The organism is Romboutsia hominis (assembly GCF_900002575.1).
In the GTDB taxonomy this organism is placed as follows: Bacteria; Bacillota; Clostridia; order Peptostreptococcales; family Peptostreptococcaceae; genus Romboutsia_C; species Romboutsia_C hominis.
Window position 1 is genome coordinate 769953 of the sequence record NZ_LN650648.1, and the last position, 18363, is coordinate 788315.

The 18363-nt window shown below is 27.6% G+C and carries 20 protein-coding genes and 1 riboswitch; all 20 genes read left to right on the forward strand.

What is annotated here, in order from left to right; all coding sequences use genetic code 11:
• Nucleotides 1-505 precede the first annotated feature (505 nt).
• A riboswitch (cyclic di-GMP riboswitch) is annotated at nt 506-587 on the forward strand.
• Nucleotides 588-1040: 453 nt separating this feature from the next.
• The 20 genes from FRIFI_RS03600 to FRIFI_RS03695 are packed head-to-tail and all read left to right on the forward strand — an operon-like array spanning nt 1041 to nt 18358.
• The gene (locus tag FRIFI_RS03600; protein WP_166504994.1) at nt 1041-1364 is read left to right on the forward strand and encodes a flagellar basal body protein; all 324 of its coding nucleotides are present in this window, start codon (nt 1041-1043) and stop codon (nt 1362-1364) included.
• Nucleotides 1365-1368: 4 nt separating this feature from the next.
• Complete coding sequence (gene flgC, locus FRIFI_RS03605; RefSeq protein WP_166504995.1) at nt 1369-1773, forward strand: flagellar basal body rod protein FlgC; 405 nt, start codon at nt 1369-1371, stop codon at nt 1771-1773.
• A gap of 15 nt (nt 1774-1788) precedes the next feature.
• Nucleotides 1789-2106: a flagellar hook-basal body complex protein FliE gene (gene fliE, locus FRIFI_RS03610; RefSeq protein WP_166504996.1), complete on the forward strand. Its 318-nt coding sequence runs from the start codon at nt 1789-1791 to the stop codon at nt 2104-2106.
• Between the two features lie 22 nt (nt 2107-2128).
• The gene (fliF, locus tag FRIFI_RS03615) at nt 2129-3691 is read left to right on the forward strand and encodes a flagellar basal-body MS-ring/collar protein FliF (protein ID WP_166504997.1); all 1563 of its coding nucleotides are present in this window, start codon (nt 2129-2131) and stop codon (nt 3689-3691) included.
• A gap of 16 nt (nt 3692-3707) precedes the next feature.
• The gene (gene fliG, locus FRIFI_RS03620; protein WP_092926885.1) at nt 3708-4784 is read left to right on the forward strand and encodes a flagellar motor switch protein FliG; all 1077 of its coding nucleotides are present in this window, start codon (nt 3708-3710) and stop codon (nt 4782-4784) included.
• Nucleotides 4765-5544: a FliH/SctL family protein gene (locus FRIFI_RS03625; protein ID WP_092926883.1), complete on the forward strand. Its 780-nt coding sequence runs from the start codon at nt 4765-4767 to the stop codon at nt 5542-5544. The genes fliG and FRIFI_RS03625 overlap by 20 nt, the downstream gene beginning before the upstream one ends.
• On the forward strand, nt 5541-6848 hold the full coding sequence (gene fliI / locus FRIFI_RS03630; RefSeq protein ID WP_092926881.1) for a flagellar protein export ATPase FliI: 1308 nt from the start codon (nt 5541-5543) through the stop codon (nt 6846-6848). Before FRIFI_RS03625 ends, fliI begins: the two co-directional genes overlap by 4 nt.
• A gap of 15 nt (nt 6849-6863) precedes the next feature.
• Entirely contained in the window at nt 6864-7304 is a 441-nt protein-coding gene (gene fliJ, locus FRIFI_RS03635) for a flagellar export protein FliJ (RefSeq protein ID WP_166504998.1), read from the forward strand.
• 12 nt (nt 7305-7316) lie between these two features.
• Complete coding sequence (locus FRIFI_RS03640) at nt 7317-8558, forward strand: flagellar hook-length control protein FliK (RefSeq protein ID WP_166504999.1); 1242 nt, start codon at nt 7317-7319, stop codon at nt 8556-8558.
• A gap of 11 nt (nt 8559-8569) precedes the next feature.
• Nucleotides 8570-9100, forward strand: coding sequence for a flagellar hook assembly protein FlgD (locus FRIFI_RS03645; RefSeq protein WP_166505000.1), 531 nt, complete (start codon nt 8570-8572; stop codon nt 9098-9100).
• 21 nt (nt 9101-9121) lie between these two features.
• Nucleotides 9122-9991 carry a flagellar hook-basal body complex protein gene (locus tag FRIFI_RS03650; RefSeq protein WP_166505001.1) on the forward strand — a complete coding sequence of 290 codons (870 nt, stop codon included), beginning with the start codon at nt 9122-9124 and terminating at the stop codon, nt 9989-9991.
• A 20-nt stretch (nt 9992-10011) separates the two neighbouring features.
• The gene (locus FRIFI_RS03655) at nt 10012-10827 is read left to right on the forward strand and encodes a motility protein A (RefSeq protein ID WP_092926871.1); all 816 of its coding nucleotides are present in this window, start codon (nt 10012-10014) and stop codon (nt 10825-10827) included.
• Nucleotides 10817-11524: an OmpA family protein gene (locus FRIFI_RS03660; RefSeq protein WP_166505002.1), complete on the forward strand. Its 708-nt coding sequence runs from the start codon at nt 10817-10819 to the stop codon at nt 11522-11524. Before FRIFI_RS03655 ends, FRIFI_RS03660 begins: the two co-directional genes overlap by 11 nt.
• 20 nt (nt 11525-11544) lie before the next feature.
• Nucleotides 11545-11997, forward strand: coding sequence for a flagellar biosynthesis protein FliZ (locus tag FRIFI_RS03665; RefSeq protein ID WP_166505003.1), 453 nt, complete (start codon nt 11545-11547; stop codon nt 11995-11997).
• Nucleotides 11981-12649: a flagellar type III secretion system pore protein FliP gene (fliP, locus tag FRIFI_RS03670; protein ID WP_092926865.1), complete on the forward strand. Its 669-nt coding sequence runs from the start codon at nt 11981-11983 to the stop codon at nt 12647-12649. Before FRIFI_RS03665 ends, fliP begins: the two co-directional genes overlap by 17 nt.
• A gap of 13 nt (nt 12650-12662) precedes the next feature.
• The gene (gene fliQ / locus FRIFI_RS03675; RefSeq protein WP_092926863.1) at nt 12663-12932 is read left to right on the forward strand and encodes a flagellar biosynthesis protein FliQ; all 270 of its coding nucleotides are present in this window, start codon (nt 12663-12665) and stop codon (nt 12930-12932) included.
• 4 nt (nt 12933-12936) lie between these two features.
• The gene (locus tag FRIFI_RS03680) at nt 12937-14763 is read left to right on the forward strand and encodes a fused FliR family export protein/FlhB family type III secretion system protein (RefSeq protein WP_166505004.1); all 1827 of its coding nucleotides are present in this window, start codon (nt 12937-12939) and stop codon (nt 14761-14763) included.
• A gap of 17 nt (nt 14764-14780) precedes the next feature.
• On the forward strand, nt 14781-16838 hold the full coding sequence (flhA, locus tag FRIFI_RS03685; RefSeq protein ID WP_092926859.1) for a flagellar biosynthesis protein FlhA: 2058 nt from the start codon (nt 14781-14783) through the stop codon (nt 16836-16838).
• Nucleotides 16839-16855: 17 nt separating this feature from the next.
• Nucleotides 16856-17569, forward strand: a complete 714-nt coding sequence (locus FRIFI_RS03690) for a sigma-70 family RNA polymerase sigma factor (protein ID WP_166505005.1) — start codon at nt 16856-16858, stop codon at nt 17567-17569.
• Between the two features lie 15 nt (nt 17570-17584).
• Nucleotides 17585-18358, forward strand: a complete 774-nt coding sequence (locus FRIFI_RS03695) for a flagellar hook-basal body complex protein (protein ID WP_166505006.1) — start codon at nt 17585-17587, stop codon at nt 18356-18358.
• The last annotated feature ends 5 nt before the right edge of the window (nt 18359-18363 follow it).

Below are 18363 nucleotides of genomic sequence, written 5' to 3' on the forward strand. Positions count from 1 at the left end.
TAAGAAATTTTATTAATATAATTGAGTGTTAAATCAATATTTATATCAAAAATATCTTTAGGAACTAATATAGATATAAATGTATTTAATTTTCTGGTTTTAATATTTTGAATTTATAAATAAAATTACAGTCATAATTGAAAAAAATAGGAATATTATCTAAATTTATAATATTTATGAATTAATCTGAATAAGGATGTTTAAGTTAAAAATTTTTAGTGATGTAGAATTTATTGTCTAATACATAATTTGTATTATTTTAATAAAAAATATAAAGTTCTAATTATATCAGCCGTATAATATAAAATACAATATAAAATATAATATAAAATAAAATTACACTTTGTGATTTAACAAATAAGTTTAAATGTATTTTTAATATTAGTTTGAAAAAAAATAGTAAGAAAATACAAATAAAAACTTGATTAAATGGTAATTATACTATAATATTTAGTGTATGGAAAAAAATGTCGAAAAGTGTAAAAAAAGAACGAAAAACAACGAAAAACAAAATAGGCAAGCTAGAGAAATCTAGTGACGCAAAACTATAGGAGCTAAAGTAGAAACTATGCTAGCCAGTTGCAAAAAACTGTGTGTTTTTGTTTTCGATATATAAGGTTTATAATTTTGGAGAATTATGAATAATATATAAATTATTTTGATTGTTTGTGTCCAAATTATGCATCTCTATTTATCGACGCTGATATTATATAACTCTCTTTAGAGTTATTTTTTTTTGAAGAAATAATATTTTAATAAATCTAATAATTCAATTATATTATCAAAGTTCATTATGTATCTTACATTTTTTATTATAGGAAAAATTATGTAATAGTATAAATTATATAGAAAAAAATAAGTAAAAGTTTACAATTAAAATGATAAGAAAATTAAATATAAGAAAACGAATAATAAATATATTGATTTAATTTTATATCTAAAATAATCAAATTCTAGCAATGATAGTATGCTATGTAGTATACAAAATTACTCTTTATAGAGTGGTTTTTTGATTTATAAAATTAATGGAGGAGAGTAATATGGAAATCTATAATTTAATGAAAATGGGATTAGATGCTACACATTTAAGGAGTAATGCCATTGCAGAAAATATTGCTAACATAAATACTCCAGGGTATAAAAGAAAGTATGTTAGTTTCGAAGATACTTTAAAGAATAAACTAGAAATTCCTAGTATAAAGTTAAAGGTTGATAAGGAATCTGTGGTCAGAGAAGATGGTAATAACGTTGATATTGAACATGAGAAGGTTAATCAAGCAGCTACGACATTAGAATATAATGCGTTAGTAAGTCTTACAAATATAAAAATCGCTATGACAAAAAGTATAATATCTGGGAGGTAAATAAATGAGTGTTTTTAGTGGTATGAGAATTAGTGCAAGTGGTCTGACAGCAGAACGTATGAGAATGGATATAATATCTTCGAATGTTGCTAATATGCAGACTACAAGAACTAAAAATGGAGGAGCATATAGGAGAAAAGTAGCTAGCTTTGAAGAAAATTATGATGAAAAATTAGGGATGTTAGGTGTTAAAACAAAAAAGATTGAAGAAGATAAATCTCCTCTCAGAAAAATATATGAACCAAATCATCCTGATGCAGACAAAGATGGATATGTAGAATATCCAAATGTAGATTTATTAGCTGAAATGTCAGATCTTATAAGTGCATCGAGAGCTTACGAATCTAATGTAGATACTTTAAATGCTCAAAAAAATATGATATCTAAAGCTTTAGAGATAGGTAGATAGAAAGTAGGTGGTTAAATGACAGGAATAAGCAATATAAATATTAATTCTGATATATTCTCTAATGCTATTAATAATAAGACTACATATAAAGTTAAAGGAAATGAAAAGCCAGACAAGCAATTTGAAGATGTTATAAAGAATGCTATAGGTAAGGTAAATGATAGTATTATAAATTCAAATGAAAAGATAGAAGCGCTTATAAAAGGTGAAGATGTTTCTATGCATGATGTTATGCTATCAGCACAAGAATCTCAAATGTCAGTGCAACTTATGATTGAGATTAGAAATAAGTTATATGATGCTTACCAAGAAATTAATAGAGTGCAATTGTAATTCCTTAATAAGGAGCAGATAGATGAATTTTAAAGAGATAATAGAAAAAATAAAAGATTTTATAAAAACAAGAAAAGAAAAATTTAAGGAAATGAGAAAAGAAAAGAAAATAGCCATTATAGTTGGAGTGATTGCAATTATATTAGCTATAATATTTGGAATTAAGTATAAAAATGATAATAAATATGATGTTCTTTTCTCGGGTTTAGATTCAAATGATGCATCTGTTATAACTAAAGAACTAGAAAAAGAAAAAATTGAAACGAAAATAGAGGGCGATAGTATATATGTACCTAAAGATCAGGTAGATAAGTTAAGACTTGAACTATCTGGAAAAGTTTCAAATGGTTCTAAAGGATTTGAACTTATGGATGAAGGATCATCGTTAGGTCTTACAGATGAAGAATTTGAGGTAAAAAAACAAAGAATGATTCAAGGTGAACTAGAAAAAACTATAAAAACTTTTCCGCAAGTACAAGATGCAAGAGTTCATATAACAGAAGGTGAAGAATCTGTATTTGCTAAAGAGAGCATACCTGGAAAAGCAGCCGTTTATGTAGATTTAAATGTAGGAGAACAATTAAGTCAAGAACAAGTTAAATCTATAATATCTTTAGTATCCGCAAGTACACCAAATATACCGAAACAAAATGTTGAGGTAATCAACCAAAATATGGTCTTATTATCAGAAGGAATATTTGATGAAAATGGAAAATCAAATTCTAGCGATAATTCTAATGGGATTGATATTGCAACTAAGGCAGAAAGAGATCTAGATAAAGGATTAGAAAGAGATATAGTTAGATTACTTGAACCTATATTTGGAGAGGGAAAAGTAAGAGCAACTGTTAATGCTGATTTGAATTTTGACACTAATGAAAAAACTCAAACGATAATAGATCCTAACAAGGTTATAGTAAGTGAGTCAAAAAGTGAAAATAAATCTACAGAGCCAGTAAATACAGGTGGTACTGTTGATAACAATATGAATAATAAAGGCAATGTAAATGATGGAACTACTGAAAGTAAAAGTGAAGATATAAAGTATGAAGTAGGAAAGACAGAAATTAAAACTGTTAAGGCTCAAGGTGAATTAAATAGAATAACTGCTTCGGTTGCTATAGATGGCAAATTAGATGCGGGAGATATTAAAGACGTTAAAGATATGGTATCTAATACCATTGGTGTAGAAAAAAATAGAGGCGATGATGTAGTAGTTGTTGCTATGGACTTTGAAGCAAATGCTAAAAAGAATCTAAAAAATGCATTAGGTGATGAAGATGAAGTGGCTAAGTTATTAAAAACAACAGGATATATAGTAGCCGGATTATTACTAGTTATAGTAATAGCACTTATAGCTATATTTGTTATTAAGAAAAAGAATAAATCTAAAGAAATTGATGAAATAGATGAATCTAATGAAATAGATATGATAAATCAAAAGCTAGAAGAAATGGAAAAACATAGGCTACACAATTTAGAAGATGATGAAGATAATATGACTTTAGAGGAAGAAGTTAAGATATACGCTTCAGAAAATATAGAAGAAGTTACAGAATTAATAAATAATTGGTTAAATGAGTAAAGGGTGGTAGTTTGTTTTGGAAAATGAAGTTACTAAATCAGTAGAGAGTACTAAATCAGGAAATGCATTTGATTTAGGTGATATACCTAAAGTGAGAAGAGTTACTGGTGCTAGAAAGGCAGCAGTACTCTTAATGACATTAGGGACTGACGTTTCAGCGGATATAGTTAAAAATCTATCTGATAAGAAAATACAAAGAATCGGTGTAGAAATAGCTAATATACACACTGTCAACGCAAGAGAAAGAAGAGAAATTCTCCAAGAATTTATAGAACTAAATAAAGGAAAAGAATTTGTGTTAAAAGGTGGTATAGACTATGCAAAATCACTGCTTAATGGAGCTTTAGGAAACCAAAGAGCTAATAAATTAATAGAAGGAATTAGATATGATGCTTATACAAAACTGTTTATGGCAGCGAGAAAAGCTGAACCAGAGCAGATATTAGCATGTATACAAGGTGAAAGTACACAAACTATAGCTATAATCTTATCTCACATACAATCAGACAAAGCAGCTTTGATATTAAGTGAGTTACCACCTAAGATTAAAAATGAAGTTTCACTAAAAATAGGATCAACATCATCAGTATCACCAAGTGTAATAAAGGCCATTGATGAAGCTGTAGAAATGAAATTATCAAAACTTGGACAAAGAGAAATGGAAAGTTCTGGTGGTGTTGATAGCTTGGTTGAAATACTTGGTAATGTAGATAGAAAAACAGAAAAAAGTATTATAAGTTACATAGAAGAAAGAAACAATGAATTAGCTGAGGATATAAAGGCCAATATGTTTATATTTGACGACATTGTAAGGCTTGAAAATTCTACTATTCAGAGAATTCTTAAAGAGGTTAATGTTAAAGATATTGCATTTGCTCTTAAGGGAGCATCTAAGGAAGTATCAAATGTCATATTTAGAAATCAATCTCAAAGGGCATCACAAGCTCTTAAAGAGGAAATTGATTTATTAGGAAAAATAAAAATATCTCAAGTAGAGGAAGCACAACAAAATATAGTTAATGTTATAAGACGACTTGAAGATATGGGTGAAATAACTTTAACAAGAGGATCAGATGATGAGTTTATCATGTAGTAACATAATAAAGGCTAAAAATGTTAATTTAAAAGGCGTAAAAACAATAAATAACCTCTCTCAAATTGAAAGTGAAGAAGAAAGAAAGCTTAGAGAAGACTTAGAAAAAAAATTAAGCGAAAAAAAAGAAGAAATAAATATTAAGTTACAAGAAGCTCAAAAAGAATATGATGACATTATAGACAAAGCTAAAGCTGAGGCAAGTCAGATAATTGAAGAAAGCAAGTTAGAAAGAGAAAATATAGAAAAAAAAGCTTATGAAGAAGGATACAATCAAGGCCTTAAAAACGGATATGAAGATGGATACAAAGAATCATATGAAGAAAATATAGAAAAGGCAAAAAAAGAGTCTGAAGAAATTGTAAATAATGCCAGTAAATTATTGATACAAGCCAAGGATAAAGTAGCTGAGTATATGAATCTAAATAAAGAAGAAATACTAAAAATTAGTATAAGTATAGCTCAACAAGTTCTAAGGGATGAATTCAAATCAGAATCATCTATGAATACTTTATTAACTAAGATAATTGAAGAGTATGAACTTAAGGAAAATATAGTGATAAAAGTAAATCCTTTATATAAAGATAGCTTAAATAATGAAATATTAAGTTTAAAAGAATGTAATAAACTTAAAGGCGACGTATTCGTTTTAGAAGATGAATCTATAGATATTGGAAATGCTATTATAGAGAATATAAAAGGAAGAATAATAGTAGGTGTAGATGCTGTAATAGATAAGGTTAAAGAGGAGCTATTATGATAGACATAGATTTTGAAAGAATACTTAGTAGGATAAAGGATATGCCTACTGTTATATCTGAAGGAAAAGTAAAAAAAGTTATAGGTCTTACAATAGAAGTCGAAGGTATAAAAGGATTTGTAGGTGAGTTATGCTCTGTATACAATAATTTAAATACCCCTATAAATTGTGAAGTTGTAGGTTTTAGAGATGGAGATGTAATACTTATGCCTCTTGGTGAGTTAACAGGAATTGGACCTGGTTGCAAAGTAATTGCACAAGGAGTACCACTTAGTGTTAAATGTAGTGATGAACTTTTAGGAAAAGTACTTGATGGCATAGGGAATCCAATAGATGAAAATATGATTTTACAAGGTGAGAGATATAGTTTATTTAATGAACCACCAGATCCAATGAGAAGACCTCGAATAACAAATATAATGCCAACAGGAATAAGAGCAATAGATGGATTTTTAACTTGTGGAGAAGGACAGAGAATAGGAATATTTGCAGGTAGTGGAGTTGGTAAAAGTACAACTTTAGGAATGATGGCAAGAACGGCAGAAGCAGATGTAAATGTTATAGCCCTTATTGGAGAAAGAGGAAGGGAAGTTTTAGACTTCATTGAGAGAGATTTAGGTGAAGAAGGCATGAAGAAGTCGGTAGTTGTTTGTGCTACATCAGATAAATCACCTTTAGTAAGATTAAAGGGAGCACTAACAGCTACATCTATTGCCGAGTACTTTAGAGATAAAGGTAAAAAAGTAATATTAATGATGGATTCTGTAACAAGATTTGCTATGGCTCAAAGAGAAGTTGGATTAGCTATAGGAGAACCGCCAGCACAAAAAGGATATACTCCTTCCGTATTTGCTATGTTACCAAAGCTTATGGAAAGGACAGGAATGTCTGAAAAAGGATCTATAACAGCTTTTTATACTGTTTTAGTTGATGGAGACGATTTTAATGAACCAATAGCAGATACTGTAAGAGGAATACTAGATGGACACATTGTTTTATCTAGGCAATTAGCACATAAAAATCATTATCCAGCTATAGATATATTAAACAGTGTAAGTAGACTTATGAAAGAAATTGCAGATGATAATCATAATAAAGCTGCATCATTTGCTAGAGATATACTTGCTACTTATAAAGAAGCTGAAGATTTAATAAATATTGGAGCTTATGAAGAAGGTTCAAATAAAAATATAGATATGTCTATTAAATATATAGACAGAGTAAATGATTATTTAAAACAAGGTGTTAATGATAGTACACCATTTAATGAAAGCAAAGAGTTATTAATTAATATGTTCAACTAAAGGAGACTGATGTAAGTGAGTAAGTTCAAATTCAAACTTCAAAAACTGCTAGATATAAAAGTAAAAGATGAGGAAGAAAGTAAATTAAGATATACACAAGCTCAAAATCAAAAAAGAATAATAGAGAATAATTTAAGGAATTTAGAAAATTCTTATAAAAAATACTCAGATATAGGAATGTCTAAAGATATAATTAGTCAAAAAATTACTATTAATTATTTAGCAGCACTTACTCAATCTATAAAATTAACTAGTGAAGATTTGAGAAAAGAAGAAATTAATGTTTCTAAAGCAAAAAAAGATTTTATAGAAAAACAAATAGATAGGAAATCTTTAGAAACCCTTAAAGAAAACGAACTTAATAGATTAAAAAAAGAAGAAGATAGATTAGAACAATTAAAAAATGACGAATTTGCATTATATGCATATATAAGAAATAGAACAAATATATCATAAAGGTGAATTAATATGAATTTAAATATGTCTATAAAAGCAATGACTAATGCAAAAGAAAATACTTTAAAAAAAACAGAGGGAAGTAAAGATATAGTCAATTGTTTTTTTGGCGAAATAGAATCAAAGCTTGAAGATATGAGTTTAAATTTCAATACAGATGAATCTAATAAAAAAGACATTGATTTTAATCTCCTTCAAAATATAATATTTAACCTTAAATACATATATAATTTCGTAAATGATGAGTTAAAAGAAGGTAAAGATGTAGAAGGGTTAAATGAAAGTATCAATAATATACAAGTTATTTTTGATTCTATGAATATAGATAAAAATAATTTAGAAATAAATATAAATAATAAAGAAGGATTAGAAACTTTAGAAAATACTTTAGGTGAAATTGAATTTAAGTCTAATTTATTAAGTAACAATGATAAAGATAAATTAAATGATTTATTAGAGAAAATAAATAATGATACAGAAAATATAATAAAAAAATTTGATATAAACGAAAACAAAAGTAGTAATAATATCAAATCAAAACCAACTTCAAATAGCAATGAATTATTAAATAATGATTTTGAAGATACTAAAAATTATAAAAAAAATGACTTAATAAAGGAAACTAAGTATAGAGAATTAGAAATTAATTCATTAATAAATAAAAAAAACTTAAATCAAAGTAGTAGTTTAGATAACAATGATCTACAAATAAGTAAGTTAGAAGACATCCTTAATAAAGGAAGCATAGGAAATCTAAATACAAATAATATTTTAAAAAATGAAAATACATATAATTTAAATGATAGCTCAGTTAAAGAGATTAGAAAAATATTTATAAATGAAGATATTATAAAAACAGTAAACTACTTAAAAAGAAGTGGTAATGAAGAAATAAAAATTAAAGTTAATCCAATAGAATTAGGAGAGATGACTATAAAACTTATAAAGCATGGAGAAGAAAATAGTTTATCTATAACTGTTAGTAAAAATAATATATTTGACTTGGTAAATAAAAATATAAATGATATAACTAAACATTTGAATGATATGAACATAAAAGTAAAAGATGTATCAATAAATATAAATTCAGAAAACCAAAATGTATTTTCAGACAATCTAAACCAAAATTTTAATAATAAAAATAGCCAGCAAGAAAGACAGAAAAATAACCAAAGACGTATAAGAGATATTATGTTAGAAGATATAAATGAAATCTCTAATATAGAAGAAGATAATCTAAATATATTAGTATAGGAGAATATAAAATGAGTGGATTAGTAAGTATGAATAAACCAGATATAATAGGAAGTCAAAAAGTACCTAAAAATCAAAAAAGTCAAAAAACAGAAAATAACACTCCTATAATAATGCCGGGGGAAGAAAATAACAAAGAATTATTTTTAAAAATGCTAGTTGCTCAAATGCAAAATCAAGATCCTTTTAATCCTCAAGATCCCACTCAATATGTAACACAATTATCTCAATTTACTATGCTAGAACAGACAATGACTCTTAATCATAATATGAAACAAATGATGGGAATGACTAGTGGGTTATTAACTAATTCAGCATTAAATTCTGCGACATCTTTAATAGGTAAGGAAGTCGAAATGAATGCCACAAAATTAGATGAAAGTTCAAATAACACAAAGTCAGAAAATAAAACTATAAAAGGTATGGTAGAAGGTGTTCATATAAAAGATGGGACTGTATATATGGACGTAAAAGATAAAGATACAGGCGAAGTTGCATCTATTGAATATGCAGCTTTAATGAAAATAAATGAAAAAAATTAGAAGTTAAGGGAGATTAGTTTTATGTTAAGATCAATGTACTCAGGAATAAGCGGTATGAAAGCAAACCAAACTAAGATGGATGTTGTTGGTAATAATGTCGCGAATGTTGGAACAAGTGCATTTAAAAAAGAATCTGCAAGATTTTCTGATGCTTTAAACCAAACATTTTTATATGCAAGTGCTCCAGGTGGAGTAATTGGTGGAGTAAACCCTGGACAAGTTGGTATAGGTACTAAAGTTAGTGGTATCTTTAAAAATATGATACAGGGACCAATACAACCAACAGGAAGACCAACAGATTTAGCTATGGATGGAGATGGTTTTTTTACAGTTCAAACAGGAGTTAATCAATATGCATATACAAGAGATGGATCATTTAGTCTAGATTTAAATGGTAATTTAGTAACAGCTGATGGTTATAAAGTATTAGGAGAGGATGGAAATCCTATAGAAATACCAAAGGCAGTAGATGCAAATGGAAATCCAGCACCAGATGGAGCTAAGAATGTTAAAAAGGTATTATCTTTTAATATAGATAAGGAAGGTAAAATATCTTATTTATTAGAGGATGGTACAAAAATGCCATTAGTTGATAAAAATGGAAATATAGTTAAAGGAACACAGCAAAAACTTAAAATAGCAGTTTTTCAAAATCCAGAAGGATTAAAGTTATTAGGTGGAAATCTTTATTCAGAATCTGCAAACTCAGGACAACCGTTAAAGACAGCTGTTCATGGTCAAATTAACCAAGGAGCCATAGAAATGTCTAACGTAGATTTATCAGAAGAATTTACAGAAATGATAGTTACAACAAGAGCATTCCAAGCTTCTAGTAAAGTTATAACAACTAGTGATGAATTATTACAAGAGATAATAAACCTTAAGAGATAAAAGAGGAGAAAGATAAAGAAATGAAAAAGCTTGATATTTTAACACCAATAGGACTAGTGCTAGCTTTTGCTCTTGTAATGTTTGGAATATCTATGGGTGGGACTGGAATCAAACCATTTATAGATATGCCTTCTTTAGCAATAACATTAGGAGGATCATTTTCTGCAGTATTAGTAACATTTTCGGTTGCTGATATAAAAAAGATTCCTAAGTACTTTAAGTTATGTACAACATCAAACAATTTATACAAGATGGATTTAGTAGACCAGTTTAAAGAAATTTCTAAAAAGATAAGAAAAGATGGAGTACTAGCTATAGAAGAGGAAGTTTCGCAGATAGAAGATGAATTTTTAAAAAAAGGATTAGAATTAGTAATAGACGGTGTGGACACTGAAAGTATAAAAGAAATATTAGAAACAGAAATAGCAGAAAAAGAAGTACTTTATTCGGGTGGATCTAAAATGTTTAAAGTATGGGGATCTTATGCACCAGCATTTGGTATGGTTGGGACACTAATAGGTCTAATACAAATGCTTACAGACATGGGTTCTCCTGAAGTAATAGCAAGTGGTATGTCAAAAGCATTAATAACTACTTTTTACGGTGCATTATTCTCAAATGCAGTATTAAACCCTATAGGATTTAATATAGAGGGAAAAGGTGAAAAAGAAGTTGTATTTATGGAAATGATGATTTGTGGAATTAGCAGTATACAAAATGGAGAAAGTACAAGAGTAATAGAAGAAAAATTAATAGCATTCTTAGATGAAAAAGAAAGAGCAAAATATTATAAAAGAGAAGGAAATGAAAAGGTAGCAGATTTAGATGGCGCGTAAAAAAAAGAAAGGCGATGATGTCAATACAAATGCGTGGATGGACACATATGCCGATACAATAACTTTACTTCTTACATTTTTTATATTGCTATATTCAATGTCTGCAGTAGATACTCAAAAACTTAATGAGTTAACTGCTGCATTAAAAAATTCACTTCAAGGAAGTACAAAAGTAACTGATTTAAAAAATATAGACCAGCTAAAGGTAGCTATAGAAAAAGATAGAGATAAATTAGCATCAAAATACGAAGATTTATCTAAAAAATTAAATAAAATAATAGATGAAAAAGGTCTTAAAGATGACATAAAAGTTAGAGAAGAAGATAGGGGTATAGTATTACAATTAGGAGAAAATATATTATTTGACCCAGGAAAAGCAAATTTAAAAGAAGATAGAAAAAAAGTGTTAGATGGAATAACGAGTATAATAAAAAGCACTGATAATGACGTTTTAGTTGAAGGTCATACAGATGATGTTCCTATGCATAATAAAGAGTTTGCTTCTAACTGGGAACTATCAACTGCAAGAGCTGTAGGTGTAGTTGAATATTTCGTAGATGAGCAAAAACTAGATCCTATTAGATTCTCTGCAAAAGGATATGGAGAATTTAAACCATTAGTTAAAAATGATACACCAGAACACAGGGCAACAAATAGGAGGGTAGATATTTTAATTGTTGAGCAAAAGGAGAAGTGATAATAAACATCATGGATAATATGTTGCAATATATAATAAATTTATTGATATTTGTACCACTAATTTTAATCTTAATAGTAGTTTCTTTAAGATTAAGTAAAGCAAGTATGTCAACTATTGCAGGCAAAAAATATACTAAAGTTTTAGAAGTTACAAATTTAAAAAAAGACATAGATTTATTTGTTTTAAAGATAGGTGATGAGGGATGTGTATTAGTATCATCACCTTCTAAAGTAGATAAAATTAAGGATTTAACTAAAGAAGAAATAAATTCAATAGAAAAAATAAAAGATGATTCTGAAATAAACTTAGGGCAGTTTACTCCAAGATATAAGAAATTTAATTTTTTTGGAAATAAATCAAAATATAAAAGCCTTAAAGTAAATAAATCAGATTATAATAATTTAAATCTTAGTAAATACAAGATAGATAAATTAAACTTAAAGAGGAATAAATATGGAAGATTTCGCTAGTATGATGTTAAAAAATCAGCAACATTTAGCTCCTTTAATAAAATTATTTATAGTTTTAACATTTTTAATGTTTTTGCCAACTGTAATATTTATGATGACAAGCTTTGTTAGAATAATTATTACACTCTCATTTTTAAAATCAGCATTAGGAGCACAGCAATCTATACCTAATCAGATTTTAATTGGTATAGCCATGGCACTTACCATATTTATAATGGCACCTACTATAAGTGATATAAATAAAACTGCAATAAAACCTTATATGGAAAAAAAGGTTGAATTTAAAGAAGCTATAGAAAAAGCTGAAGTACCTGTAAGAAAATTTTTATTAAAGCAGACAAGAGAAAAAGATATAAAATTATTTTTAGAAATGTCTAATATGGATGGAAAAAAAGTCACAAGAGATGATATTCCATTATATATATTAGTCCCGGCATTTGCTATAAGTGAATTAAAAACAGCTTTTCAAATAGGATTTTTAATATATTTACCATTTTTATTAATAGATTTAGTGGTATCAAGCACACTTATGTCTATGGGGATGTTTATGCTCCCTCCGGTTATGATTTCATTACCTTTTAAATTACTATTATTTATTATGGTAGATGGATGGAATTTATTAATAAAATCTTTACTTTTAAGCTTTAAATAATGAGGAGAATATTATGAATGAAACTATGGTAATGAGTATAGTAAAAGAAGCATTATATACAAGTATGTTGGTGGGAGGCCCAATTCTTATACTATCTTTAGTTGTTGGACTACTAGTAAGTGTATTTCAAGCAACTACTCAGATTCAAGAACAAACATTAACTTTTGTACCTAAGTTGATAGTTATAGCATTAACATTAGCTTTAGGTGGAAATTGGATGTTGCAGGAACTTATAAAATTTACAACAAAAATAATGAGTATAATAGCTAATATAAAAGGATAAAAAATTGATATTTATATTTATTAGAATAATAACCTTTTTTGCTATCATAAATGTAATATTTCCTGCAGGAACACCAAATATATTTAAAGTAGTATTTTCATTATTTATGTCTACAATAATAGCTTTTTCGGTACATGTAAATGTACACATTACTACAGTTTTACAATTAATAAATTACAGTGTAGTTGAAATAGTAACAGGATTAGTATTAGGATTTATAACAAGTTTGTGTTTTAATAGCTTAAAAATTGTAGGTAGCTTAATAGATCAACAGTTAGGATTATCTATGATAAACATATATGATCCTAACAGTAAAAATCAATCAACACTTATAGAAAATATAATGTATTGGATAGGTATTTTGGTATTTTTTACTATGAACGGACACCATAGTTTAATAGAAGGAATACAACATAGCTTCGAGATAATACCTGTAGGAAAATCTATACTAATTGGAAATTTCAATTACGTAATAAATGTATTTATTGAATATTTTGCAATTGGTTTTAAAATAGCAGTTCCTATTGTACTTTGCTTAATAATAACTGAGATAATAATGGGATTAATATCAAGAAGTGTTCCACAATTTAATGTAATGGTTATAGGAATGCCAATTAAACTTTTAGTAGGAATAGCAGTTTTTATTATAGGAATGCCATTTATACTAAAAGAAATTCATAACTTATTTAATCAATTACCATCTATACTAGATGGAACTTTAAAAGTAAAGCATGGAGTGTTAAGCTCTATTGGACCTGTAGGTATGATTTTATCTTCTAGTGGTGATAAAACAGAAGAACCTACATCAAAGAAAAAGAAAGACGCTAGAAAAAAGGGTAATGTAGCTAAAAGTAAAGAAGTAACAACTGCAATAACCCTAATAGCCATATTATTTATAATTGGTACAATGTCAAATTATATGATATCAGATTTTAAAAATAATATAATACATTATTTAAGTAATAATTTTAAATTTAATATGGATTATAACATATTGCACACTTTGACAGTAAATTTAATAATTTCATTTATGAAGTTATTTTTACCAATAGGATTGATAATAATTGTATTTTCTGTAATAGGAAATGTTATGCAAACAGGGTTTATGTTTAACTTTGAGAGCATTAAGCCAAAATTTTCAAAACTTAATCCAATAAATGGATTTAAAAATATGTTTTCTATGAAATCTGTAGGAATGTTGATTAAAAGTATAGTTGTAATAGCTGTACTTTTTGAAATAGGATACAGTTTTATGAAAAAAAATTTCGAATTAATAATGAACAGTGGAGACATACATCTTCCATACCTTATATACACTATAGTAAATATAATAAAAGATTTACTAATAAATATAGTTTTAGCAGTAGTAATAATAGCAGTAATTGATTTTGTATATCAAAAGTATAGTTACAGAAAAAGTCTAAAAATGACTAAACAGGAAGTAAAAGAGGAATTTAAGCAAGTTGAAGGAGATCCTCATATAAAAGGAAAGATAAAACAAAGACAAAGAGAAATGGCTAGTAAGAGAATGATGCAAGCTGTTCCATCAGCTACCGTAATAGTAACAAATCCAACACACATATCTATAGCAATAAGGTATGAAAGAGGAAAAGATACAACTCCTATAGTTGTTGCAAAAGGAGCTGATGTAGTAGCATTTAAAATAAGAGAAATAGCCAAGGAACATGATATACCTATTTTAGAAAATAAACCTCTAGCAAGACTTATATATAAAGAGGTAGAAATAGATCAAGAAATACCAGAAGAAATGTATCAAGCAGTAGCAGAAGTATTAGTGGCTGTTTATAAAATTAAAAATAAATACAAATAGTTAAAAAGAGGTCATAGATGGAAAAACTAGATTTGAAGAAAAGATTTGATATAATAGTAGGATTTGGAATAATCGGCATTGTTTTAATGATAATAATACCACTACCTCCATTTCTATTGGATGTAATGCTAACATTAAATATAGCATTTTCATTACTAATATTATTACTTACACTTTTTTCAACTAATATATTACAACTATCAATATTTCCTACTATATTGCTTGTTACAACCTTATTTAGACTAGCTCTAAATATATCATCTACAAGACTTATATTAGGGCAAGGTTATGCAGGAAATGTAATAGAATCATTTGGAAGTTTCGTTGTAGGTGGCAATTATGTAGTTGGAGTAATAATATTTTTAATTATAATAATTATTCAGTTTATAGTCATAACAAATGGTTCAAGTAGAGTCTCTGAAGTTTCAGCAAGATTTACTCTTGATGCCATGCCAGGTAAACAAATGAGTATAGATGCTGATTTAAACTCAGGTACAATAGATGAAAAAACGGCAAGAATTAGAAGAAGAGAATTACAACAAGAAGCAGATTTCTATGGAGCTATGGATGGAGCATCTAAATTCGTAAAGGGAGATGCTATAGCAGGTATAATAATAACAACTATAAATGTATTAGGTGGAATTATTATAGGTGTTATAATGCTTGGGATGAGTTTTTCAGAATCTGTGCAAACATATATTAGACTTACAATAGGAGATGGTCTAGTTAGTCAAATACCAGCACTATTAATATCTACATCAGCAGGTATATTAGTAACTAGATCAGACTCAGATGAAAGTTTTGGAAATTTACTAGGAAAACAATTAATATCTATACCAAAAGCTATAGGAATGACAGGAATAGTTCTTATAGTATTAGGTTTTTTACCAGGGCTTCCAAAACTATCATTTTTCTCATTAGGTATAGGAGCAGTAGGAATTTCGTTTTTATTAAATAAAGCAGAAAAAGAAAAAGAAGCAGAATCTTATGACTTAGAATATAAAGAAGAAGATGCTCAAGCTAGTTTAGAAAACGCAGAAGATGTATCTAAGTTAATAAATGTAGAACCTATAGAAGTAGAAATAGGATATGGTCTAATTCCCCTAGTAGATGAAAGTAATGGAGGAGACTTACTACAAAGAATTGTATCAGTAAGAAGACAATGTGCTATTGATATGGGTATAATAGTTCAACCAATAAGAATAAGAGATAATTTACAGCTAAATTCAAATCAATATAGTATAAAAATAAAAGGAATTGCAGTAGCAACATATGATTTAATGCCATCTATGTTACTTTGTATGAATCCAATGGGAATAGATTCAAGTATAGAAGGTATACAAACAAAAGAACCTACATTTGGCCTTGATGCTTTATGGATAAATAAAGATAAAGCAGAAGAAGCAGAATTATATGGGTTTACAGTTGTAGATCCTACTACAATTTTAGTAACACATCTATTAGAAGTTATAAAGTCGAAGTCTCATGAACTTTTAGGACGACAAGAAGTTAAAGAAATAATAGATGAAACAAAAGAAAGATATAGTGCTGTTGTTGAAGAGCTAATTCCGGATTTAATGACATTAGGTGAAATTCAAAAGGTATTTAAAAACCTTCTTAAAGAAAAAATTGCTATAAAAGATAGAGTAACTATTTTAGAAACTTTGGCAGATAATGCAAGAAATACTAAAGATATAGAACTTTTAACCGAATATGTAAGAATGGCAATGAGTAGAAGCATATGCTCGGAATTAATAGATGAGGATAACTCTATTACAGTAGCTACATTATCTATGGAAATAGAAAATTTAATCGGAAATAATCTTCAAAGGTCAGTAAATGGAACATATCCAGCTATAGACCCAGACACTACTAATAAAATATTTAATAGTATACAAATGACAATAGAAGAAATTAACTTTACGAATAACAGACCAGTATTACTGGTATCACCAAAGATAAGAGCACCTTTTAGAAAATTAGTTGAGATTGTATTTCCAAATGTCTCAGTACTATCTCTTAATGAAGTTCCAAGTGATATTCAGATAAAAGCTCAAGGTGTAGTAAATATATAATATGGAGGAATGTAATAATGAATTCACATCAACAAGAAGAACTTATAATTAGTAATATGCCTCTTGTTAAGCATATTGCATCAAAATACTATACGAGCAAAATGGGAATGGAATATGAAGATTTAGTTAGTTATGGAGTCATGGGACTTATAGACGCAACTAATAAGTTTGATGAAAGTAGAGGAGTGAAATTTTCAACTTATGCATCTATAAGAATATCATCTTATATAATTGATGAAATAAGAAAATACTCACCTATATCTAGAATGTATATGAGCAAAATAAAAGAATATAATAAGGCTGTAGAAATTTTGCAAAATAAATTTTTTAGAAAACCAACTATAGATGAAATAGCAAATCATATGGGTGTTAGTAAAAATGAAATTAATGATATAAATGTAAAAATGTTAGATTTAAACAACGTATATCTTGATAATGTAATTTTTGATGATGAAAATGAAGTTAAGCTTATAGATACTTTAAAAGAAAAAGAAGAGTTATCTCCGACACATTTAGTTGAAAAAGATGAGCTACAAGAAATAATGGCAAAGGCTATAGATACCCTTAATGAAAAAGATAGGCTTGTTTTATCTTTATACTATTATGAGGAATTAACATTAAAAGAAATAGGATTAATATTAGGGGTTTCTGAGTCTAGAGTATCCCAATTAAATAGTAGAGCCATAAAGAATTTAAAGTTAGCTATGAAAAAGTTAAAATATATAGACTAATTGGAGGGAGAAAAAATGATAAGAGGATTATATACGTCTGTATCTGCCATGATGGCATTAGAAGCTAAACAAAGTATTGTTACAAATAATTTAGCCAATGTAAATACTGTAGGTTATAAAGAAGATACTTTAGTTGAGAAAAGTTTTGATGAAATTATGCTATCAAATAATGACAATTACATAAATGGAATTGCTCATAAACAAAAGCTAGGTGGATTAAGCTTTGGTACAAGAATAGATGAGAATGCTACAAATCATAAACAAGGTGCACATATTTCAACTGAAAACAATACTGACTTTGCTATAGATGGTGATGGATTTTTCAAGGTATTAGATCATAATAATAAAACATTTTATACGAGAAACGGATCTTTTAATATTGATAATCAAGGGTATTTAGTAACAAAATCAGGGGATTATGTACTTGGAACAAACAGAAATACAAATAATTCAGAGCCTATATATGTCGGACATGGAAAGCTAGTTATAAATCCAGATAATAGTATAAGCATAGATGGTAATAAAATGTATGATTTTAATATAGTTAAGTTTGATAATAAACATGATTTAACAAAGAGTGGAAATAATCTATATAATGGTAAAAATGAAATAAAAACCAATAATATAAAGATCAAACAAGGGTATTTAGAAGGTTCAAATGTTGATAGTATAGGTACAATGTCATCATTAATGGAGACTGTAAAACTATTTGAAGCAAATCAAAAAGTTATTCAAACGATAGATTCTACTCTTAGTAAAGTCGCAAATGAAATTGGAACAGTAAGATAAGGGAG